General features: G+C 69.3%; 21 protein-coding genes. 15 read left to right on the top strand and 6 right to left on the bottom strand.

What is annotated here, in order from left to right:
- Positions 1-137 precede the first annotated feature (137 nt).
- The 5 genes from ileS to F8178_RS13440 all read left to right on the top strand — a co-directional run bounded on the left by ileS (position 138) and on the right by F8178_RS13440 (position 6,985).
- Complete coding sequence (gene ileS, locus F8178_RS13460; RefSeq protein WP_317495121.1) at positions 138-3,332, top strand: isoleucine--tRNA ligase; 3,195 nt, start codon at positions 138-140, stop codon at positions 3,330-3,332.
- Complete coding sequence (locus F8178_RS13455; RefSeq protein ID WP_317495120.1) at positions 3,329-3,631, top strand: DUF167 domain-containing protein; 303 nt, start codon at positions 3,329-3,331, stop codon at positions 3,629-3,631. Before ileS ends, F8178_RS13455 begins: the two co-directional genes overlap by 4 nt.
- A gap of 204 nt (positions 3,632-3,835) precedes the next feature.
- A complete protein-coding gene (locus tag F8178_RS13450; protein ID WP_317495119.1) occupies positions 3,836-5,320 on the top strand; it encodes a potassium/proton antiporter in 1,485 nt (494 codons plus the stop codon).
- A gap of 67 nt (positions 5,321-5,387) precedes the next feature.
- Positions 5,388-6,053, top strand: coding sequence for a signal peptidase II (gene lspA / locus F8178_RS13445; protein ID WP_317495118.1), 666 nt, complete (start codon positions 5,388-5,390; stop codon positions 6,051-6,053).
- Between the two features lie 8 nt (positions 6,054-6,061).
- Positions 6,062-6,985, top strand: coding sequence for an RluA family pseudouridine synthase (locus F8178_RS13440; RefSeq protein ID WP_317495302.1), 924 nt, complete (start codon positions 6,062-6,064; stop codon positions 6,983-6,985).
- Between the two features lie 86 nt (positions 6,986-7,071).
- Here the strand turns inward: F8178_RS13440 and F8178_RS13435 are convergent, their stop codons facing one another.
- From F8178_RS13435 to F8178_RS13420, 4 genes are all read right to left on the bottom strand, one after another.
- On the bottom strand, positions 7,072-7,563 hold the full coding sequence (locus F8178_RS13435; protein ID WP_317495117.1) for a hypothetical protein: 492 nt from the start codon (positions 7,561-7,563) through the stop codon (positions 7,072-7,074).
- A gap of 790 nt (positions 7,564-8,353) precedes the next feature.
- Complete coding sequence (locus F8178_RS13430) at positions 8,354-9,571, bottom strand: hypothetical protein (RefSeq protein WP_317495116.1); 1,218 nt, start codon at positions 9,569-9,571, stop codon at positions 8,354-8,356.
- Between the two features lie 49 nt (positions 9,572-9,620).
- Entirely contained in the window at positions 9,621-9,965 is a 345-nt protein-coding gene (locus F8178_RS13425; RefSeq protein ID WP_317495115.1) for a hypothetical protein, read from the bottom strand.
- Complete coding sequence (locus tag F8178_RS13420; protein ID WP_317495114.1) at positions 9,955-10,347, bottom strand: SAV_915 family protein; 393 nt, start codon at positions 10,345-10,347, stop codon at positions 9,955-9,957. The genes F8178_RS13425 and F8178_RS13420 overlap by 11 nt, the downstream gene beginning before the upstream one ends.
- Before the next feature lie 271 nt (positions 10,348-10,618).
- Between F8178_RS13420 and F8178_RS13415 the strand changes: the two genes are divergently transcribed.
- From F8178_RS13415 to F8178_RS13380, 8 genes are all read left to right on the top strand, one after another.
- Positions 10,619-12,283, top strand: coding sequence for a DUF885 domain-containing protein (locus F8178_RS13415; RefSeq protein ID WP_317495113.1), 1,665 nt, complete (start codon positions 10,619-10,621; stop codon positions 12,281-12,283).
- Positions 12,280-13,968: a DUF885 domain-containing protein gene (locus F8178_RS13410; RefSeq protein ID WP_317495112.1), complete on the top strand. Its 1,689-nt coding sequence runs from the start codon at positions 12,280-12,282 to the stop codon at positions 13,966-13,968. The genes F8178_RS13415 and F8178_RS13410 overlap by 4 nt, the downstream gene beginning before the upstream one ends.
- A gap of 54 nt (positions 13,969-14,022) precedes the next feature.
- Positions 14,023-14,811 (top strand): metallophosphoesterase, encoded by a 789-nt coding sequence (locus tag F8178_RS13405; protein ID WP_317495301.1) that lies wholly within the window; start codon positions 14,023-14,025, stop codon positions 14,809-14,811.
- 67 nt (positions 14,812-14,878) lie between these two features.
- Positions 14,879-15,325: an SRPBCC family protein gene (locus F8178_RS13400; RefSeq protein WP_317495111.1), complete on the top strand. Its 447-nt coding sequence runs from the start codon at positions 14,879-14,881 to the stop codon at positions 15,323-15,325.
- Between the two features lies 1 nt (position 15,326).
- The gene (locus F8178_RS13395) at positions 15,327-16,523 is read left to right on the top strand and encodes an ArsA family ATPase (RefSeq protein ID WP_317495300.1); all 1,197 of its coding nucleotides are present in this window, start codon (positions 15,327-15,329) and stop codon (positions 16,521-16,523) included.
- Positions 16,520-17,032 (top strand): hypothetical protein, encoded by a 513-nt coding sequence (locus F8178_RS13390; protein ID WP_317495110.1) that lies wholly within the window; start codon positions 16,520-16,522, stop codon positions 17,030-17,032. The genes F8178_RS13395 and F8178_RS13390 overlap by 4 nt, the downstream gene beginning before the upstream one ends.
- A 16-nt stretch (positions 17,033-17,048) precedes the next feature.
- Positions 17,049-18,026, top strand: a complete 978-nt coding sequence (locus F8178_RS13385) for an ROK family protein (RefSeq protein WP_396345541.1) — start codon at positions 17,049-17,051, stop codon at positions 18,024-18,026.
- Positions 18,007-18,948 carry an NUDIX domain-containing protein gene (locus F8178_RS13380; RefSeq protein WP_317495108.1) on the top strand — a complete coding sequence of 314 codons (942 nt, stop codon included), beginning with the start codon at positions 18,007-18,009 and terminating at the stop codon, positions 18,946-18,948. The genes F8178_RS13385 and F8178_RS13380 overlap by 20 nt, the downstream gene beginning before the upstream one ends.
- Here F8178_RS13380 and F8178_RS13375 read toward each other — a convergent pair.
- Positions 18,945-19,622 (bottom strand): hypothetical protein, encoded by a 678-nt coding sequence (locus F8178_RS13375; RefSeq protein WP_317495107.1) that lies wholly within the window; start codon positions 19,620-19,622, stop codon positions 18,945-18,947. The genes F8178_RS13380 and F8178_RS13375 overlap by 4 nt on opposite strands.
- Positions 19,619-20,389 (bottom strand): alpha/beta fold hydrolase, encoded by a 771-nt coding sequence (locus F8178_RS13370; protein ID WP_317495106.1) that lies wholly within the window; start codon positions 20,387-20,389, stop codon positions 19,619-19,621. The genes F8178_RS13375 and F8178_RS13370 overlap by 4 nt, the downstream gene beginning before the upstream one ends.
- A 399-nt stretch (positions 20,390-20,788) precedes the next feature.
- On the opposite strand from F8178_RS13370, the gene F8178_RS13365 reads away from it, so the two are divergent.
- Together F8178_RS13365 and F8178_RS13360 are read left to right on the top strand one after the other, a co-directional pair.
- Complete coding sequence (locus F8178_RS13365) at positions 20,789-21,544, top strand: lysophospholipid acyltransferase family protein (RefSeq protein ID WP_317495105.1); 756 nt, start codon at positions 20,789-20,791, stop codon at positions 21,542-21,544.
- A gap of 65 nt (positions 21,545-21,609) precedes the next feature.
- Complete coding sequence (locus tag F8178_RS13360; RefSeq protein ID WP_317495104.1) at positions 21,610-22,116, top strand: polyadenylate-specific 3'-exoribonuclease AS; 507 nt, start codon at positions 21,610-21,612, stop codon at positions 22,114-22,116.
- Positions 22,117-22,360: the final 244 nt, after the last annotated feature.

Genomic DNA, 22,360 nt, shown 5'->3' with positions numbered 1-22,360 from the left:
TACCGCGGTACGTCGAGATCCTGTCGCTCGCCTGAGCGTCCTTGAGAGGGCGGGCGACGGGTGGGCCTGCCGTCCCCGCGTGGGTGTGAGCCCGTGCGAGCGACTGATCGCGGAACGTACCACCGAGGAGTACCACGATGTCCTATCCCAAGGCAGCGCACGGTAGCGGCGCAGGCGACGATGGCGTGCCTTCCCAGCCGTCCTTTCCCGAGCTGGAAGCCGAGGTTTTCGAGTACTGGGCTGCCGACGGGACGTTCCAAGCGAGCGTCGAGGCGCGCCCGGCTGGGGAGAACGGCGCGAACGAGTTCGTCTTCTACGATGGCCCGCCGTTCGCGAACGGTCTGCCGCATTACGGGCACTTGCTGACCGGTTACGTCAAGGACGTCGTCCCCCGGTACAAGACGATGCGCGGTGCCAGGGTGGAGCGCCGGTTCGGCTGGGACTGCCACGGTCTGCCCGCCGAGGTGGAAGCCGAGAAGCAGCTCGGGATCTCGCACAAGAACGAGATCGAGGCCATGGGTATCGCGGAGTTCAACGCGGCCTGCCGTTCCTCGGTGTTGCGGTACACCGACGAGTGGCAAGACTATGTCACCCGGCAGGCGCGTTGGGTGGACTTCGAGAACGACTACAAGACGCTGGACACCGACTACATGGAAAGCGTCATGTGGGCGTTCAAGACCCTTTGGGACAAGGGGTTGGTCTACGAGGGGTTCCGGGTGCTCTGGTACTGCTGGCGCTGCGAGACGCCGCTGTCCAACACCGAGACCAGGATGGACGACGTCTACCGTGACCGGCAGGACCCCGCTGTCACAGTCGGATTGCGGCTGCACTCGGCCCGCGCCGAGCTCGACGGGGTGTACGCGCTGGTGTGGACGACGACACCGTGGACACTGCCAGCCAACCTCGCGGCGGCGGTTCATCCGGATCTGGACTACGTGGTCGTGGCCGTTGGCGACCGCCGGTACCTGCTTGCCGAGGGCACGCTGGGCGCCTACGCGGCCGAGCTTGGCGACGAGCCCGAGGTGGTGGCCCGGTTCGCAGGCAGCGAGCTCTCCGGAACGCGCTACACACCCCCGTTCGATTTCTTCGCCGGGCGGGCCAACGCGCACCGCATCCTGCTCGCCGACTACGTCACGACCGACACCGGTACGGGTGTGGTGCACATCGCTCCTGCCTACGGTGAGGAGGACAAGGTCGTCACCGACGCGGCGGAGATTGAACCGGCGACGCCGGTGAACGCCAGGGGCGAGTTCGGTTCTGAGGTGCCCCCGTACGAAGGGATGCACATCTTCGAGGCGAACAAGCCGATCATCCGTGATCTGAAGGCCGAAGGACTCGTGCTGCGGCACGATACCTACCAGCACCCGTACCCGCACTGCTGGCGGTGCGATAACCCGTTGATCCAGCGTGCGGTGTCGTCCTGGTTCGTGGCCGTCAGCCGGTTCCGTGACCGTATGGTCGAACTGAACAAGCAGATCAACTGGGTTCCGGAACACATCAGAGACGGTCAGTTCGGGCGGTGGTTGGAAAACGCCAGGGACTGGGGTATCTCGCGTAACCGCTTCTGGGGGTCGCCGATACCGGTTTGGATCTCCGACGACCCGAACTACCCGCGTACCGACGTGTACGGCTCGCTGGACGAGCTGGAACGCGACTTCGGTGTGCGGCCTGCGGACCTGCACCGCCCGTACATCGACGAGCTGACCCGGCCCAACCCCGACGACCCGACGGGTCGTTCGACCATGCGCCGGGTTCCTGAGGTGCTCGACTGCTGGTTCGAGTCGGGCTCGATGCCGTTCGCGCAGGTCCACTACCCGTTCGAGAACGAGGCGTGGTTCGAGCACCACTTCCCCGGGGATTTCATCGTCGAGTACAGCGGCCAGACCCGCGGCTGGTTCTACACGCTGCACGTGCTGGCCACAGCGCTGTTCGACTGCCCGGCGTTCCGCAACTGTGTGGCGCACGGCATCGTGCTCGGCGACGACGGGCAGAAGATGTCCAAGTCGCGCAACAACTACCCGGACGTCAACGAGGTGTTCGGGCGCGACGGCTCGGATGCGATGCGCTGGTTCCTGATGGCCAGCCCGATCCTGCGGGGTGGGGATCTGATCGTCACCGAGCGCGGCATCCGCGACGCCGTGCGGCAGGCGGTGTTGCCACTGTGGAACTCGTGGTACTTCCTCGCGTTGTACGCCAACGCCGAGGGCATCGAGGGACGGTTCCGAACCGACTCCGAGCACGTGCTCGACCGTTACATCCTGGCCAAGACGGCCGAGCTGGTCGAGTCGGTCGCCGAGCAGATGGACGACTACGACATCGCGGGTGCCTGCCAGGCTGTCCGCGAGTACCTCGAGGTGTTGACCAACTGGTACATCCGGCGGTCGCGCGACCGCTTCTGGGCGGGGGAGCGCGACGCGGTCGACACGCTGCACACCGTGCTCGAGGTGACGTGCCGGGTGGCGGCGCCGCTGTTGCCGTTGACGACCGAGGCGGTGTGGCGCGGATTGACGGGTGGCCGGTCGGTGCACCTGTGTGACTGGCCGGATCACCAGGAGCTGCCGGCCGAGCCGGACCTGGTGGCGGCCATGGACCGTGTCCAGCAGGTGTGCTCGGCGGCGCTGGGGCTGCGCAAGGCGAATCAGCTGCGCGTGCGGTTGCCGCTCGCGAGGCTGACCGTGGCGGCCGCGGATGCCGATCGGCTGTCCGAGTTCACCGACATCCTCCGCGACGAGGTCAACGTCAAGGAGGTGGCGTTGACGACCGATGTCGCCTCGTACGGCAGCTTCGAGGTGGTGGTGAACGCGCGTGCCGCGGGTCCGCGTCTCGGCAAGGATGTGCAGAAGGTCATCAAGGCGGTCAAGTCGGGCGAGTGGCACACCGGTTCGGGTGGCGAGGTGGTCGCGGCGGGCATCGCGCTGCGCGAGGAGGAGTACGAGCGCCGTTTCGTGGCGGCCGATCACGGCGCGGCGGCGGAGTTGCCCGCGGGGTCTGGACTGGTGCTGCTGGACACTGAGGTGACCGACGAGCTCGCCGAGGAGGGCGTGGCACGGGACCTGGTGCGGGTGATCCAGCAGGCGCGCAGGGATGCCGGGCTGTACGTGGCCGACCGTATCGAGGTGCGCATCGACGCCCCCGAGGACGTGGCGGGAGCGGCGCGTGCGCACGAGGCGTTCATCGCCGGTGAGACCCTTGCCGACCGGGTCGTCTACGGCAGTGTGGCAGGTGGTGCCGTAGACGCCGCCGGTGCAGGCGGCTCCGGTGGCGAGGATGGCTTCGGTGGCACCGTCGGTGACGGCAGGCCGGTACGGGTGCGTGTCGAGACCGTCCGTTGAGCGGTTCCGGTCAGGAAGCGCGGCGACTGCGCGTTCCCGTCAGGGTCAAGCCGAACGCCAAGAAGGACGCGGTCGGTGGTCTGCGCGACGGCCCGTGGGGCGCCGCGCTGATCGTGGCGGTCACCGCGCCCGCGTCAGGTGGGCGGGCGAACGAGTCGGTGAGGGCCGTGCTGGCGGGTGCACTCGGGGTGCGGGCCCGTGAGGTGACGATCGTGAGTGGGCAGCGAGCCAGAGACAAGCTCGTGGAAGTGGCCGACCCACACGGGGAGGTCGCGGAGCGGCTGGCCGAGCTGTACTGAGCGTCACAAGCTGGACACTCACGTGGCGTAACCGCGCTGAGGAGGAGGTTCGTACGTCACAATATGAATCTGTATGAACCTGTGTCCCAGGGACGTGGCCGGATCGTTCGTCGCCGTGCGTCACGGGCAGCCGGGTCTGCCGCCGGTGGCACACGGTAACGGACAGCGGCTTGTCCTGCGCCACGGCAGTCCGGTGGAGGTACTGTGCAGGAGCTCCCGTTCATCCTGGGTGTCGGGGCGGCTGTCCTGCTCGCCGCGGTGGTGGCTGTCCGCTTCTCCATCCGGCTCGGCCTGCCGTCCCTGCTGTTGTACCTCGCGATCGGTGTGGTGCTTGGCGAAGCCGGGTTCGGGATCGCCTTCGACGATGCGGAGCTGGCGCAGGCACTGGGGATAGCGGCGCTGGTGATGATCCTGGCAGAGGGGGGCTTGACCACGCGCTGGCGCTCGGTGCGACCCGCGCTGGGGCCTGGTGTCGCGCTGGCCACCGTGTCGGTCGGGATCAGCATCCTGGTCATCGGCACGGCCACGCACTACGCGCTCGGCCTCGACTGGCGGACCGCCCTGCTCTGGGGTGCGGTGCTGTCGTCCACCGACGCGGCGGCGGTGTTCAGTGTGTTGCGGAGCAAGGGGCTGCGCAAGCGCCTGTCGGGCACCCTGGAGCTGGAATCCGGGCTCAACGACGCCCCCGTCTACATCATGGTCGTGCTGCTGGCAGGCACGGAACCCGCGAGCTGGTTGGTGCCGGTGGATGTGCTCTATCAGCTCGTGGTGGGCGGCCTCGTAGGGTTGGCGCTGGGCTGGTTGGGCGCGCAGGCGTTACGGCGCGCGGCGTTGCCTGCCACCGGTCTGTACCCGCTGGCCACGGTCGCGGTGTGCGTGTTCGCGTTCGCTTCGGGGCAACTGTTGCAGGCATCCGGGCTGCTGGCCACGTACCTCGCCGGAGTGGTACTCGGCAACTCGCGGCTGCCCCACCGCTCGGACACGCTGTCCTTCGCCGAAGGCCTCGGTTGGCTGGCCCAGATCGGACTGTTCGTGATGCTCGGCCTGTTCGCCTCGCCGGGGCGGCTGCTCGAACCGACCGCGGTGCTGCCCGGACTGCTGGCGGGTGCGATCGTGCTGTTCCTCGCACGGCCGGTGTCGGTGATCCCCGCGCTGTTGCCGTTCCGGGTGCCGTGGCGTGAGCAGGCCTTCATCTCGTGGGCGGGGTTGCGCGGTGCGGTGCCGATCGTGCTCGCCACGATCCCGTACGCGCAGGGCGTCCCGGGTGCGGACGCGCTGTTGGACGCGGTGTTCGTGCTGGTCGTGGTATTCACATTGCTGCAGGGGCTGACGATGTCGCCGCTGGCGCGGCTGCTCGGCGTCGCCAGCGACACCGAGCCGCGTGAGATGCAGGTGGATTCGGCGCCGCTGGACCACCTCGGGGCCAACCTGCTACAGGTGACCATCCGGCCGGGCTCCAAACTGCACGGCGTGTACATCGCGGAGCTGCGGCTGCCGAAGGGCGCCACGGTGAGCCTGGTCGTGCGCAACGGCACGGGTTTCACGCCAAGCGATTCCACCCGGCTGACGGAAAGGGACGAGCTGCTGATCGTGACCACGGACGGCGTGCGGTCGGCCACCGAGCAGCGTATCCGGGCGGTCGACCGCGCGGGTCGGCTCGCTCGCTGGAAGGGTGAGACCGGCCGGTGACCGTGGCAGGTAGTGCACACAAGGGCGGGGTGCGCGGACCGATGTGCGGTCACGGGACAATGAGCACGTGACGAGTGAGCAGCAGCCGCCCCGGCGGATCGGGTGGGTCGCGGCGGTGGCCGCGATCGTGATGGTGGCCGACGTGGTGACCAAGGTGGTCGCCGTGGCGATGTTGGAAGGCGCTGAGCCGGTACCGGTGCTCGGTGGTGTCGCGTACCTGCAACTGGTGCGCAATCCTGGAGCGGCGTTCTCGATGGCCAGCGGCGTCACGTGGCTGCTCGCGCTGATCGCGATCGGCGTGGTCGTCGCGATCATCTGGATCTCGCGTCACCTGCGTTCGCGGGTGTGGGCGCTGGCGCTCGGGGGTGTGCTGGGTGGCGCGCTCGGTAACCTCACCGACCGGCTGTTCCGGGAGCCGGGCGTGTTCCAGGGGCATGTGGTGGACTTCGTGTCGCTGTTCGCGCCGGACGGGCGGATCTGGCCGGTGTTCAACGTGGCGGATGCGGCTATCGTCGTCGGCGCGGTCACAGTCGTGGTGCTGACCCTGCTCGGTCGGGACTACGACGGCCGACGGGACGGCGGGCCGGAAGCAGCGCAGACCGGAACGGACGACGGCGAGGGCGCCGCGGACCCGGCGGCCGACGGGGGCACGGGGACCGGCGCGACCACGGAATCCTCCGGCGAAGGCACGGGGAACCCCACCGAGGACACCAGCGGGGGGAGTCGCGAGTGACAACGCGCATGATGCCCGTCCCGGACGGGTTGGACGGCATGCGGGTCGATGCCGGGTTGGCGAAGTTGCTCGGGATGTCGCGCAGCGCGGTGGCCGAGCTGGTTGCCGAGGGGCATGTGGAACTCGATGGCAAGCCGGTGGACAAGTCGGACCGGCTCGCCGCGGGAACGCTCCTGGAAGTCACGTTGCCGGACCCGCGAGCGGGGGCGGACGCCGAACCGGAGCCGCCGGTGGCGGTGCCTGGGCTGCGCATCCTGCACAACGACGATCACATCGTGGTGGTGGACAAACCCGTGGGCGTCGCGGCACACCCCAGCCCCGGCTGGGACGGGCCGACCGTGGTGGGCGGACTGGCCGCGGCGGGGGTGCGGGTGTCCGTCTCGGGTGCGGAGGAGCGCCAGGGTGTGGTGCACCGGTTGGACGTCGGTACCACCGGGGTGATGGTGGTGGCCAAGAGCGAACTCGCCTACACGGCGCTGAAGCGCGCGTTCAAGTCGCGCGCGGTTGAGAAGGGCTACCACGCCCTCGTGCAGGGGCATCCCGATCCGAGTAAGGGCACCATCGATGCCCCCATCGACCGGCATCCCAAGCACCATTACAAGTTCGCCGTGGTCTCCGACGGCAAGCCCAGCGTGACTCACTACGAGGTGATCGAGGCGTTCCGCTCGGCCTCGCTGGTGGATGTCGCGCTGGAGACCGGCCGGACGCACCAGATCAGGGTGCACTTCGCGGCGCTGCACCACCCGTGTGTCGGCGACATCACCTACGGTGCGGACCCGGTGCTGGCCAGGAGCTTGGACGTGCCGCGCCAGTGGCTGCACGCCCGATCGCTGGGCTTCGCGCATCCCGATGACGGCCGGTGGGTCGAGTTCACCTCGGATTACCCGGCCGATCTGGCGGCGGCGCTCGAAGTGCTACGCGCCCAGCGATAGGGGCGGGCCCTCGGGACGTGCCCGAGTGCCCGAGTGCCCGCGGGCACCGGGGCGCCGGGCGTGTTCCGGAGTATCCGTGCGGCGCGTTACCGCCCGCCGTGGTCGGTTCCGGGATCGTGAGCACGGTCCCCGCGTGCCCAGGACGCGCTCTGCGGCGGCCCCCAGATGTTCGTCGGCGCCTCGGCCGGTGGTGGGGCGGCGGTCGCCTGCTGGGATGTCCCCTGCGGTGTCGCAGGCGGCTGCTGTGGCTGCTGCGGGGGCTGCTGCTGCCCGTGCGGCGGGGTGTGCTGCGGGGGCTGCTGTGGGGGTTGCTGTGGGGGTTGCTGGGCGTGCTGTGGTTGTGCCTGCTGCGGCTGAGACGGGTGACCGGGTGCCTGCGCCAGCAGGTTGCGAATACCCTGCGGATCGCAGTCCACGCCGACCCGCAGTGGGGCCCCGAGGCTGGCAAGGCCGACGAGCCGGTATGCGGCTTCCCTCGGATCCATGCCGATGCGCGCGGCGAGATCGGGCACCGGTAGCCCGCCGTGCTCGGCGAGCGCGGCGAGCAGACGAGCGTCGGCTGGGTCGGTCACGGCCACGACCATCACGGTACCGCGCGGTGGAACCGGCCGTCGGGGTGTGCCACGTCGGGCCAGTCGGCGGTATAGCACATACGGTCACCCGCGCGGATCGGGGCACGCAGGACCGGCAGGGCGCCATCCCGGACGATAAGTGACGGTCTATTGGCGGGTCGGGAGTCGGCGCGTTCAGTCGGCTCGATCGGGGTTGTCACGCAATCGGACCGCGTCGTGGAGCCGTAGCCGTTGTAGTGCTAGCTGGTCGACGTGCGCGCCGTTGGCTACTGAGTGCCGTATGCCGTTGTAGACCAGATCCCACAGATCGGGCGAGTGTGTCAGTTCTTGTAGTCTTGCGCGGAGATAGTTTCCATTTTTGTCACGAAAATGTAGAGTGACGGTTGATATAGACTGATCACTTGTTATGGATACGAGTTCGTATGTTTTCACCTGTGCACGGCGGAATTTCAGCCAGTCTGATCCTGCGGAAACAGGAAAGGCGTGTACTCCGCACGAGAACAGGAAGCTTAAAGTTACAATAATTCCCCATGGCGCCCACTCCGTCATCCAGGAGAGTCCGGTGTAGCGCCAGGTGGCCACCAGGCCAAGTGCAGCAGCAGTCAAAGCGAACAGCACGACTTGGTGTCGCCATTCGCCGTAGCTCCATGCCAATGGAGGTCCTTCGCCTGGTGGTTGTCGGACTTTGCGCGGATTCCAAGGTTGGGGCCTGGGATGATCTCGTCGGTCGCTCGGTGCGCGAGGTGGGCGGGGTTCACCGGTTTCGGGGTCGGGTTTGGGGGGTAGCTGTGGGTGTTCACTCATGGTGTTGATCGAGCTGGTTGGAGTTGAGGTTGATCGCGCCGGTGTCGGGGTCCCTGCCGGGCGCGATGATGAGCGCGTCCTCGGCGTCTGGGCCGAGCTCGTGAATGCCGATGGCGGTGCCGGTGCCGACGATCAGACCAGCGCCCGCGGCTGTCCACGGGTTGCTGAACAGCATCGCGGCCCCTGCGCCGGTCACGAGCGCGCCTGCGCCGGCCATGACGCTGGTGGTGGGGTCTTTGCCCTCAGAGATGTCCAAGGCGACGGCACCTGCGGCCAGGACGCCACCGCTGAGACGGACCTCCTTGAGAATCGCTGGAGCCTTCTCCAGGAATGGTGCGTGACGTGAGGCAAATGCCCTGACGTCTGCGGTAATCATGGATTTGATGTGTGGTGGTAGTCGGTCCATCCATTGGCCGATGCGGCTGTGTTGTGTGCGCAGTTCTTGGGCGTGTGCGCGAGCGTCGGCGACCATGGCTTGGACCATGTGGCTGGATCGGGTCGAGGTGCCGCGAGCGGTGTCGCCTGCGGCATGGCGGTGCGATTCTGCGAGGTCGCGGAGGTGGGTGGCGTTGGCTCGCCAGGTGTTCTGGCGTGTGATGTAGCTTGCGGAAAGGCCTGTGACGAAGTCCAAAGTGGCAATGGGCCAGCGTTGTCCGATGGCCTCGACAACGTCGAGCATCGCGTTGTTGGCCTCGTCTTCCTTCGCGCGAGCTTCCAGTACGAGGGTGCTGCACCCGGCGTAGGTGCGGGCTTGGGCTCCCCAGTCGTTCCAGGCGGCCCACTCGGCGTGGTTGTCCGCCTGATCCTGCCACGAGTTCTGTGGGGAGCTCTGCACGATGAGGTCCGGTCGTGGAGGCGGATCGCCTGGCGGATGAATCTCCGTCTCGGTGCAGGTCAGGCCCCCGTCGCGACCATGCTCGCGCGCCTTGTCCATGGTGTTGCGCACTGCGGTGATGGCGCTGGCGAACTCGTCCAGGCGGATGGCAAGCGCATAGTACTCCTGGGCGAGCTCGTCCCCGCCGTCACGGACAGCGGTGATGGCATGGCGGAACCCGTCACCGGCAGCGCCTTGCCACCCGTCTCTGGACACCTGCCCGGCTTGGTTGGCTGCGTCGGCACACCTTTCCACCTCCCGGGAGGTGGACCTGAGCCACCCGGCGAGGAGCTCGATCGATGATGGAGTGGCATCCACCGTGATATCGAGCGTCATACCCCTCCTTGTCGGTCCAGTCGATGTGCCGGGGCCACCACAGGATGGTTCAGGCGACGTTGTCACCGGTGGGTAGATCGGAACTCGTGTCGTCGCGTTCGACGGTATCGCGCGGCCCGAGATCATCGAGCTGACCTGCGTGGTCATCCTCCACCCGGGCATAGTCACGCCACGAGTCGGTCACCGCCTGGCCTGCCCCGCCGAGCTGCCCCATGAACTCCTCGGTCTGCGCCGCCAGATGCGCCACCGCTGCCGCGATGGCCGGCGTCGGCGTTCCGGCCGTCACAGTGTCGGGAGGCTCGCGCAACGAATCCAGATGATCAGCCGCATTCGTCAGCTGACCGGTCACCTCGCTCAGGGTCTCTTCCGAGACGGCATGCCCGTCACTGCCCATCGCCGCTGTCCCTTCGATATTCGCCGTACTGCCGGATCTCCGGCGCCAGGACCGCATCCCACAGTATGCGATCCGCGCCCGCCGTGTAGCGCAGTTGCTCCAGCCACTCCGTCCGGATACTCACGTACGGTTGTTCCAGCCCACACCCCTCGGCCAGCTTCTCCAACGACGTGAACACCAGAAGCGCCTGCTCCGCCGTATCCAGCTGCCGCAGCACCAGGCGCAGATTGTCCCCCTCATCCCACGCCGTCGCTGTCGGCGTCCACACCACCGGGGGAATATCGTCGTCCTCACCAGCGACCATGTCGCCGGTGATCACTTCGGGCAGGATCGTCTCGCCTTCGGGCGGGCCGAAGAAGTCGCTGTCCCATCGAGAGCTCACTGCTACACCCCAGCTCGTACAGTTCGGTGACAAAACCGTGCGACCTCGATCACATAGCGTAGCCGACCGTGTGGCAGTAGGCAATCGAGTCGAGTGGTCCGGCCCCGGCGTCGCCGAGCTGTGTCGCGCCGAGCGGGCGGCGAACCGTGAGGATCACCGCCCGCCGCTGTGGTACTAGGCTCACAGGGCGCGCTACGGGCGCCGATCGCGCCCTGTGGAGCCGCCTAGCGAACCAGACCCGGCACGACAGGCACGACAGGGAGGGCACGGTATGACCGATATAACACGGTTGGCGGACGAGCTGTTGGAGATCATGTTCGATGCCAATCCGATCCAGCCCGCACTGCTCGGCCTGGACGGCACCCGGCCGGGTCTCGGCGACATCAGCGAGGAGGATGAGCGTCGTACCGCCGACCGGATGCGGGATGTGCTCGATCGCGCCCTCTCTTTCGAGGACGAGCAGCTCGATGCGACGGACCGGGTCACGCGCGACGTGGTCATCCACCACGCCCGGACCACAGTGGACTCGATCGAGGTGGCCGACGCCGAGTTCACCGTGACCGACATGTTCGTGGCGCCTGCCTCCCGGCTGCTCACGCTGCTCCCCCTGCTGACTCTCGGCGACGGCGACGCGGCACGGACCTATCTTGACCGGCTGGCCCGGATCCCCGCCTATCTCGACGCCGCGCTCGACCGGCACCGCGCCGGGGTGCGTTCGGGCAGGACACCGGTCCGGCACCTGGTGGACGCCGCCATCGAGCACATCGACCGGTACCTGGCCGACGAGGCCGCCGATCCGCTGCTGCGCCCCGCCACCGGCCAACCCGATGGTGACTTCGACGCCGAGCGCGACCGGCTGTTGGCCGAGGTGGTCCGGCCCGCGTTCGCCCGTTACCGGGAGGGGCTGGCCAGCGAGATCGCCGAGCACGCGCGCCCGGCCGAGCGTCCCGGACTGTGCTGGCTGCCGGGCGGCGAGGAGATCTACCGCACGCTCGCGCGGGTGCACACCACCACGGACCGCGCGCCGGAGGAGCTGCACCGGACGGGGCTGTCGCTGATCGAGCAGCTGGCAGGGGAGTACTCCGAGATCGGCTCCCGCGCTTTCGGCACCCGCGATCTCGGGACGATCTTCCACCGGCTGCGCTCCGACCCGTCACTGCAGTGGGGAAGCGCCGAGGAGTTGCTGGCGCACGCTCGGTCGGCCATCGAGCGCGCCGAGCAGGAGGCACCCCGCTGGTTCGGCAGTATCCCGCCGCAGCCGTGGGAAGTCAGGGAGGTGCCTGCGGCCCAGGCACCCGGCGCGCCTGCCGCCTACTACATGCAACCGGCCGCCGACGGCTCCCGCCCGGGCATCTACTTCGCCAATACCCACCAGGCCACCGAGCGGTTCCGGCACATCTCGGAGGCCACGGCCTTCCACGAGGTCATTCCCGGCCACCACTTCCAGCTCAGCACCGCACAGCGGCTGACGCACCTGCCGTTGCTGCGCACCGTCGCCGGTGTCACCGCCTACATCGAAGGGTGGGGGCTCTATACCGAACGGCTGGCCGATGAGATGGGCCTGTACTCGGACGACATCGCGCTGCTCGGCATGCTGGTGAACGATTCGATGCGCGCGGGCAGGTTGGTGGTCGACACCGGGCTGCACGCGCTGGGATGGAGCAGGCAGCAGGCGATCGATTACCTGGCGGAGCACACGCCGATGCCGCTCGTGGAGATCTCGTCCGAGATCGACCGGTACATCGCCTACCCAGGCCAGGCGCTGGCCTACATGGTGGGGCGGCTGGAGCTCCAGCGTATCCGCGCCGACGCCGAGCGCACGCTCGGCGACGGCTTCGACATCCGTGCGTTCCACGACACGGTGTTGGGTTGCGGTTCGGTCCCGCTGTCGGTGTTGCAGGACGTCGTCGGCCAGTGGTGCTCGGTGCGGGCATGAGCGGTCCGGCAGCGGTGGACGGCGAGATCTCCGCGCTCGCCGATGAGCTGGTCGCGGCCAGGGCCGAAGCGGATCCGGTCGAGGCCTCGCTGCTCGGCCTCGACGGCCCGCACCACCGGCTCGCCGACTACGCCGAGGAGAGCAGGCAGCGCAGTCGGGATCAGGCGCTGGCGGTGGCCCGCGCCGCCACCGCCGTCGACCCGGTCCGGCTCAGCGACGCCGACCGGACGACCCGCGAGCTGATCGTGCAGCAGGCCTGCGCGCTCGCCGCCCGCGTCGACGTCCGTAGCGAGGAGTTCGCCGTCAGCGACGGGCTCTCCGCGCCCGCGCTGTGGCCGCTGGTCGCGTTGCCGATGATCGGGCTGAACAGCGAGGAGATGGCCCACGGCTACCTCGACCGGCTCGCGGCGTTACCCGAGTATCTGGCGACGGTGGCCGGGCGGCAACGCGCCGGGTTGGAGCGTGGGCTCGCCCCTCCGGAGTTCCTTGTCCGTGCCGGGCTCTCCTACCTCGACCGATACCTCGGTGGGCAGCACGGCGATCCGCTGTGCGCGGTGCGCCCGCTGGTGGACGTTCCCGGGTTCGAGCGGCACCGCGACGCCCTGGTGGCCGACGTGGTGCGCCCCGCCTACGCCCGATACCGGATGTTCCTGGCCACCGAGCTCGCCCCGCGGGCACGCCCGGAAGGGCAGGCCGGGTTGTGGTGGCAGCCGGGCGGTGAGCACCGATACACGGCGCTGACCAGCGTGTACACCACGACCGAGTACGGACCCGATGAGCTGCATAACACGGGCCTGTCGCTGATCGAGCGGTTGACCGGCGAGTTCGCCGAGGCCGGTGAGCGGGTATTCGGAACGCACCGGGTGGCGGAGATCTTCGAACGGCTGCGGGGGGATACCGGGCTGCGCTGGTCGAGCGCTGGCGAGCTGCTCGACGCGGCGCGCGCTGCGATCCGCAGAGCCGAGGCCGTCGCCCCTTACTGGTTCGACCGGTTTCCCACCGAGCCCATCGAGGTCAAACCGATCCCGGAAGCCGAAGCGGGCAACGGCGCCGTGGCCTACTACACCCCGCCATCGCTGGACGGCTCGCGGCGGGGTACCTACTTCGCGAACATCACCGACCCGGGGTCGCGTTGCCGTTACCTGGCCGAGGCGATCGCCTTCCACGAGGCAATTCCCGGGCACCACTTCCAGGTCACCACCGCGCACGGCCTGGACAAACTCCCGCTGCTGCGGCGCATCGCCGAAGTCGACGCGTACGCGGAGGGGTGGGCGCTGTACGCGGAGCGGCTGGCCGACGAGATGGGACTGTACTCGGGTGAGCCTGCCCGGCTCGGCATGCTGGCGCAGGAATCGTTGCGGGCGGCGCGGCTGGTCGTGGACACCGGCCTGCACGCCTACGGCTGGAGCAGGCGGCGCGCGATGGACTACCTCCTCGAACACACCCCGCTACCACCGTCCGAGATCGTGGCAGAGGTGGACCGGTACGCCGCGGTTCCGGCGCAAGCGTTGTCCTATATGGTTGGGCGGCTCGAGATCCAGCGGTTGCGTTCGGAGGCGGAAAGCAGGCTGGGTCGGCGGTTCGACATCCGCCGGTTCCACGCGGCGGTACTGGACTGCGGCCCAGTGCCGCTGCCGGTGCTGTCGTCGGTGGTGCGGGACTGGATCGACGCGCAGTTCGGTTGAGCCTGCCGCCACGTCATCGCCTGTCGCGCCCGTCGGGCAGTAGAGTCGGCGATGATGCGGGTACATGTGGTCTCCGACGTGCACGGCAACGCCGAGGGGTTGGCGCGTGCGGGCGAGGGCGCCGACGCGCTGGTTGTGTTGGGCGATCTGATCGATTTCGTGGACTATTCCGATTACAGTGGCGGCATCCTGGGGCGGCTGTTCGGCGCCGACAACGTCGCTACGTTCGCCAAGTTGCGCAGCAGCGGTGACAGGAACGCGCTAGCGGCATTCTCACAGTCGCTGTGGGGCAGCCTCACCGAGCCACACGCGGCGGTCGACGAGGCCATCAGGGAGCAGTACGCGGAGCTGTTCGGCGCGTTGAGCGCACCCACCTACGCAACGCCCGGCAACGTCGACTCGCCGGAGCTGTGGCGGGAGTTCACGGGCGAGACGGTCGGCATGCTGGACGGTGAGGTAACCAAGATCGGTGGCCTGCGGTTCGGATTCGTCGGTGGTGGGTTGCGGCCCGCTGGAGCCTGGCCGCGCGCCAATCCCGCGTGGCGCCCGTACCTGCGCAGCGCGGCCGACTTCGAGGCCGCGGTCGACGCGGTCGGCGAGGTGGACGTGCTCTGCAGCCACATCCCCCCTGATGTCGCCGACCTGACCTACGATGTCGTCGCGCGCAACGCCGAGTGCGGCTCGACCGCACTGCGCGGCCACATCGAGCGGTTCGCGCCGCGATGGTCGCTGTTCGGGCACGTGCATCAGCCGCTGGCGCACCGCATGCGCATCGGTATGACCGAATGCCGCAACGTCGGATACTTCAAGCGTCACGAGACCCCCTACGTGCTGCGCTGGTAGCCTTTCGGTGCCGCGCTCCGGTGGGCGAGGCACAGCTCGCCGCATGGTCCGGCTACCCTGTTGAGCCATGGCCGAGGAGTCCACTCAGTCGATCGTGATCGACGCGCCCCCCGACCGGATCATGTCGGTGATCGCAGATCTCGAGGCGTATCCGGAATGGGCCAAGGCAGTCCAGCAGACCGAGGTCCTGGAGACCGGCGACGACGGCATGCCCGCCCAGGTCCGCTTCACCCTCGACGCCGGGCCCGTCAAGGACGTCTACACCCTCAGTTACGACTGGGCGCCGGACGGCCTGTCGGTGACCTGGGAGCTCGTCAAGGGCCAGATGCAACGCGCGCAGCACGGTCAGTACCTGCTTCGCCCGCTCGACGGCGGGCAGCGGACCGAGGTGACCTACACGCTGTCGGTGGAGCTGGTACTCCCGATGATCGGCCTGCTTCGACGCAAGGCGGAAAAGATGATCATGGATACCGCGTTGAAGGAACTCAAGCGCCGGGTGGAGGGTGAGGGTTGACTTGAGGCTCCTGCTGTTCACCGGGAAGGGCGGAGTCGGCAAGACGACGCTGGCCGCGGCCACCGCGGCGACGCTCGCCGAGCAGGGCAAGCGAACGCTGGTGGTGTCCACGGATCCGGCGCATTCGCTTGCCGACTCCTTCGGGGTGCCGGTGGGCAGTGATCCCGTCGCAGTGCGCGACAGGCTGCGGGCCGTGCAGGTCGACCCGCGCGCGCTGGCGGACTCGGTGTGGCACGAGCTGCGCGGGCAGTTGCGCACGGCGCTGACCGGTGTGGGCATCGAAGCCCTGGACGCCGAGGAGCTGACCGTGCTCCCCGGCGTGGACGAGCTGCTTGCGCTCGGTGAGGTGCGGCGTCACGCGGTATCGGGCTACTGGCACGCCGTGGTCGTCGATTGTGGGCCCACCGCCGAGACGTTACGACTGCTGGCATTACCCGAAGCGATCGCGGAGTACCTGCGCAGGCTGTACGGGTGGCGCAAGGGCCAACGCGGGCGTGGTGGGGCAGCCGCGACCGCGCGCGGGCTCGCCGACCACCTCGAGTCGTTGCGAGCCCTGCTGACCGACACCGACACCACCGCGGTGCGGCTGGTGCTGACCCCGGAACGCATGGTCGTCGCCGAGACCCGCCGCACGCTGACGGCGTTGGCGCTGCGCGGTATCCGTGTGGACGGTCTGGTTGCCAACCGGTTGATGCCCGCCCCCGGCTTCTGGCGCGGTGGCGCGGCGTCGTGGCTCCGGCAACGGCGCGCCGAGCAGGAGGAGGTGCTGGCCGAGCTTCGGGAGGTGGGCCTGCCCCCGGTACGTATCGTGGAACACAGCGCGACCGAACCGGTCGGGCTTGACGCGCTGGCCGAGATCTCCCGGCAGCTCTACGACGGGGGCGATCCACTCGCGGGCGACGCTCCGGGACAGGGCACGCTTCTCCAGGTCCGTCCTGGACCGGACGGGGGGTATCGTCTGCGGGTAGCACTACCGCTCGCCGGGAACTCGGCTGTCGAACTCGCGAGAGTGGACGATGATCTGGCGATCACCCTGGACGGGCATCGCAGGCTGGTCGCGCTGCCGGAGTTGCTGCGCGCCTACGAGGTCACCGGCGCCGAGTACGACGAGGACGGTCTCGTGGTGAGCATGGGACCGCCCGCCTGCCCAGGCGGCCCCGCAGGCGGCGAGGTATCCGCAGGGAGCGTGGAACGATGACCACCGAGTACGAGCGGGTCGAGCAGGACGGTGTCGCCAGCCTGGTCGAGGAGGTCCGGCTGCTTGTGGAGCTGGTGACCGAGCACGCCTCACCGTGGCTGGAGAGCGTTCTCGCGGCCGGGCACAACGGCGAGAACGCCACCGAAACCGGCGAGGGGCACCGTACCGATGGCGGTGCCACCGCGGGTGACGGCGGCTGGTGTCCGCTATGCGCGGTGATCGCGATCGTCCGTGGTGAGCGTCCCGAGCTCGCCGCCCGGTTGGCCGAGCAGGCCGCCCGGCTGGTGGCGTTGCTGCGCGCGGTGCTGGCCGACAGGTGGCAGGCCGGGTACGGTCCCTCCGGCGCACCAGCGCACGGTGGCCCGGCCGGTGACGGGCAGGCGGGGCCGGCGGAGGCACAGGCGGCCGCCGCCGCAGGGAAGTCCAGGGGGCCCGGGCAGCGCAGGGTCCAGCACATCCCGGTGCGCAGGCGCGAAGCGGGCGCCGCCACAGATGCCGAGGGGCGGTAGCGTGCTGACCGTCGGTATCGACATCGGCGGTACCAGCGTGCAGGCAGGTGTGATCAACGGCAACGGCACCGTTGTCGATACCGCGCGTGTGGGCACCCCTGCCGACTCGGATGCGTTGGAAGAGGCCGTTGTCGGGGTCGTGGAGCTGCTCCGGCGCAGGCACACCATCGGAGCCGTCGGGCTGGCCGTAGCCGGGTTCATCTCAGCCGACCGGAAGCGCGTCATGTACGCGCCCCACCTGGCGTGGCGTGACATCCCGGTGGCCGAACGGCTCGGTACGCGGACCGGGCTGCCGGTGATCCTTGAGCACGATGCCAACGCCGCCGCGGTCGCCGAGCATCGCTACGGGTCCGGCCGCGGCGCTGGCGTGCTCGCGCTGGTCGCACTCGGAACCGGGATCGGTGGAGCGATGTTGCTCGACGGTGCGGTATTCCGCGGCGCCAGTGGGGTCGCCCCGGAACTGGGGCACCTCCGGGTGGTCCCGGACGGCCGGGCATGCTCCTGCGGCAAGCGAGGGTGCTGGGAGCGCTACTGCAGCGGGACGGCGCTGGCCGCGACCGCGATCGAGCTGCTTGCCAGGTACCCGGGAAAGTCGACCGTGCTGACCAGGGAAGCCACCGGTGATCCAGCATCGATCACCGGACGCCGAGTCGCGGGCGCCGCGCGCGACGGCGACCCGGTGGCGCAGCTGGCGATGGGTGAGCTCGGCCGGTGGCTCGGTGAGGGACTCTCCCTGGTCGCCGACGTCTACGATCCGGATCTCATCGTGATCGCCGGAGGTGTGTCCGAGTCGGCGCCGCTGTTCCTTGACGAGGCCAGGGAACACTACCGGACCGTACTCACCGGGGCTGGACACCGCCCGCTGGCACGGATCCGCACCGCGCAGCTCCGTGACGAGGCGGGCATGGTGGGTGCCGGGGTTCTCGCCAGGGAGACGGTATCCGGCGGCGGTCCGCCCGTGCGAGGCTGGTCGGGTGTTTTTCGGCGACGGTGACGGGTTCGTCTCCTGCTCCTGCGGGCGCAGGCACTGGGGCAAGCACGGCGCGGCCGGGTTGCTGCTCACCGACCCGGACCGTGGCGTGCTGCTACAGCGCAGGGCGTGGTGGTTGCAGCACGGCCGGACGTGGGCGGTGCCCGGCGGGGCGATGCGCGGCGACGAGACGGCGGAGCGAGCGGCGTTGCGGGAAGCCGCCGAGGAAGCCGGTATCCCTGCCGATGCGGTCCGAGTGACGGCCGCTTCCATCGACGATCACGGCAGCTGGCGGTACACGACCGTACTGGCTGCTGTGCGGGCGCCGGTACGGCAGCGCGCCAGGAGCCCGGAGAGTTCCAAGCTGGCCTGGGTGCCTGCTCGGGAGGTGGTCCGCTACCGCCTGCAGCGCGACTTCGCTGCCGCATGGCCTGCTCTCCGTGCGCAGCTCGGCAGGGAGCTCGTCCTGTTGGTGGACGGGCGTGCTGTACCGGGGCAGGTGCCTGCCCGGCGAACCGGGCAGCAGGGGCGGCCACAGCCCGCCTGCGCGTCGGAGGTCGCCGAGTTCCTGCCCTGGCTGCGGGACGACCTGGCGCTGCTCCGGCAGTACGGAATCGCGGCACGGGCCGTTGGCCTGGATCAGGGCACGGGATGGTGGTGGTGGCCCCGCGTGGTTCTCGTGGTGCCACCCGGAGCCGAGCCGCACGGCACGCGGGACGGCGTGACGGTGGTGACCGGCGGCAAGGGCGAGGGCGAGCTGCTGAGTCGGCTCGACGCGGCCGGGCCCGGCGACCATCGGGTGGTGGTCACCGGAGACGATCGGGAGGGCGCGTTGGCACGCGAACGCGGAGCCGGGGTGCTGACACCGGCGGAACTGGATCAGCTGCTGAGTGACCTACCGCCGGACACCGCGCACCGGGCGGCTAGCCCCCGAGACACGCTCTAGACTTGCGCGCCATTGTCCGGGTCCGATCCGGGGGGCGGCCCGTCCTTGATCCGAAGCAGCAGCAGGCCGAGTCCCGCGGCCAGGGACAGGATGCCGAACGGCAGACTCACGGCTGGGGCGAGACCGACGAGCCCAGGAGCGATCAGCATGAGCACGCCAGCGGCGAGGAACAGCCAGGCGACCACCGTGCCGTGCGCCGGTTTGCGCACCGGGGGAGGTTCCGGCGGGACGAAGTGCTCGTCCTCGTCGAGCCCTGCGGTCGGGTCCTCGTCGGAGAGCATCGTGGAGTCCCAGTCGGTGTCGCTGGATCGCCAGTCGCTCGTGGCGGTGCCACCCGCGCGTGGCCCTGCCACGTCGCGACCGCCGGGACCGTCCGCTGCGGCGTCGGGTTCGTCCCACTCGTCGCCGGTATCGGCGATCTCGCTTGCCTCGCGGTCATCGCCGGTGCCGGGCGCGTCGGCGCCGTCCGGTTCGGTCACCTCGTCCGCCCCGGTGTCGGCGCTACCCGACGCGTCGTCGGTGCGCCTGTCCTTGCCACGCCGGTCACGAGTGCGCTTACCGAACTCGGTCTCCTCGCCGATGCCTTCGGCGCGCAAGCCAGCGACGATCTCGCTGAACGCCGCGTCGAGGTCGTCCGGCCCGTTGGGTCCGTTGGGGCTACCTGTCTTGCTCATGCTGGTGCTTCCACTCGGGATTGCTGTACGCGCGTGACGAACGCGATGCTGTCGGTGAAGATCCGGGGTGCATCGTGATCGAGTGTGGCCACGTGGAAGCTGTTCCGCAGCATCACGTGGGTGATGTCGGTGCTACTGATCCGCTCCACGATGAGGCCGGAGTTCATGGGTTCCACAACGTGGTCAACGAGCGAGTGGAACAGCAGTACCGGCTGGGTCAGGCTGCCGAGATCCGCCTGCACATGCTTCCACAGCTGCGCCAGACTCGCCGCCGCCCGCAGCGGGACCCTGGGATAGCTCAGCTCGGCCGCGCCCTGCTTGGCGATGTCCCCGCCGAGCCCCGCCACCGAGGGCACCAGGCGCGACAGCAGCGGGAGCAACGCGACCTCCTTGCGTAGGGTCGTCACGGACGGGTTGACCAGTGTCAATCCGGCGATCCGGTCACCGAACTCCTGGCCGAGCCGCAATGTCAGTGTCCCACCCATGGACTGGCCGAAGGCAAACACATCGGCGCATTCGTCGAAGAGCTCGAGCGCCGCCGAGCGCACGCAGTCGTACCAGTCCTGCCATCGGGTCCGGTTCAGCTCCCGCCAGTTCGTGCCGTGACCGGGCAGCCGGGGACAGCGCACGGTGAACCCCTCGCTGGCCAGTCGTTCACCCCACGGCACCATGCTGGCGGGGGTGCCGGTGAAACCGTGGCACAGCAACACGCCCACGTTTCCGGAGCCGGTGTAGGAAAACGACTCCGCACCGGGGGTGACGTGCATGGCGACACCTTCCTGCCGGTCCTGCCGGTCGTGGGTTCCTGGTTGCGGGTGAGTACACGCGGTGAACGGGCGCGACACCCGAGCTCGGATCCCTCCATGGTGGCACGGTTGGCCAGGTGCGGGTCGGCCGCTGCCTGGTGAAGATCGAGTTGGTGGACGGCGATGTGAGATCGGTCGCTCGGTGGGTTGAGGTCGCCGGTGCTCGTTGTGCGTGCGGTGCGCTCGTCCGTAAAGTGAACGACGTGACACTCGAGTGCTGCTCACCAGCTGTTCGGCCAAGTCAGTAGGGAGCGCGCTGGCCGAGGTCGAATGCTCGAGGGTCGTGCGGTTCCGCCGCGCGTGTGGCCGGTGAATCACTCGCTGGGTGAGCCGTGACCGGTGTGGAAAGTAGGGTGCGTCGTGCTGTACTGGTTGCTGAAGTACGTGCTGTTGGGGCCGTTGATGCGCATCGTATGGCCCACCAGGGTGACGGGACTGGAGAACATCCCGCGCTCGGGAGCGGCGATACTGGCCAGTAACCATCTCGCGGTCGCCGACTCCTTCTTCCTGCCCTGCTACGTGCCCCGCCGGATCACCTTCCCCGCCAAGCGCGAGTACTTCGAGGGTCCTGGCATCAAGGGGAAGCTGAAGAAGTGGTTCTTCAGCGGCACCGGCCAGTTCCCCATCGATCGTTCCAGCGGTTCGGCAGCGCAGGCCGCGTTGGACACCTCGGTGCGGCTGCTGGCAGAGGGGCGGCTTCTTGGTATCTATCCGGAGGGTACCCGCTCGCCGGACGGGCGGCTCTACAAGGGCAAGAGCGGGCTCGCCCGCATCGCTCTGGACGCCGGGGTGCCGGTGATCCCGGTGGCTATGGTCGGGACCGACAAGGTCAACCCCATCGGCTCGAGGATGTGGCGTCCCCGCAGGCTGGAGATCCGGATCGGTGAGCCGCTCGACTTCTCGCGCTACTCGGGTCTCGCCGGTGACCGGTTCGTGGAGCGTGCGATCACCGACGAGGTCATGTACGCCCTGATGGAGCTGTCCGGCCAGGAGTACGTCGACATGTACGCGGCCAGGGCCAAGGAGCTCGCCGAGACCGAGCAGCTCGAGGTCGCCGATGCCGTGTCCCGGTACCGGTACGTCGGCCCCCGTACCCCGAGCTCGGCAGGGAGCTGACCGGAGGCGACGGCGAGATGCGAGCCGGAGCTGGCCGGGCCGCTGCCGCCGATTAGGGTTGTCGGGTGCGGTTTTTCTACGACACCGAGTTCATCGAGGACGGCGTGACGATCGACCTGGTCTCGATCGGTGTCGTATCCGAATCCGGCAGAGAGTTCTACGCCGTTTCGACCGAGTTCGACGCGAGCAAGGCCGGGCCGTGGGTTGCCGAGCACGTGCTGCCGAAACTCCCGCCGCGTAGCGATCCCGCCTGGCGTAGCCGCGCAGGCATCCGCGAGGACCTGCTGGAGTTCTTCGGCCACCCGCGCGATGGGGTGCAGCTGTGGGCGTGGCTGGCCGCGTACGATCATGTGGCGCTCGCCCAGCTGTGGGGAGCGATGCCCGCCTTGCCGAGGCAGCTTCCCCGCTTCACCCGGGATCTGCGGCAGCGGTGGGAGGATCTCGGTAAGCCGAAGCTCCCGCCCGCACCGAACGACGCGCACGACGCGCTGGCCGACGCGCGCCACAACCTGCGCCGGTGGGAGGTACTCGAACAGGAACGGCGACGGCGTGGCTTCTCCCTGGCGGGGTGAGGCCGCGGGCTGACCACCGGGGAGTGCTACGGCCCGCGGCGGGGGGCCCCCCCCCCCCCCGGGGGGGGGGGGGCGCCCCGGCGCCCCCCCCCCCCCCCCCCCCCCCGCCGCCGGGCCGGGGCGGGGCACCACGGGGGGGGCGCCCCCCACCCCCGCCCGCGGGGGGGGGGCGGGGGGGGGCGGGGCCGCCCCCCGCCCCCCGGGGGTGGCCCTGCGGCCCGCCCTCGGGCAGGCGCTCTCGCGA

It is taken from the genome of Haloechinothrix sp. LS1_15 (assembly GCF_033042135.1).
Classification (GTDB): domain Bacteria; phylum Actinomycetota; class Actinomycetes; order Mycobacteriales; family Pseudonocardiaceae; genus Haloechinothrix.
Note: the sequence above shows the minus strand (reverse complement) of the source record. Positions and strands in the feature narration are given on the sequence as shown.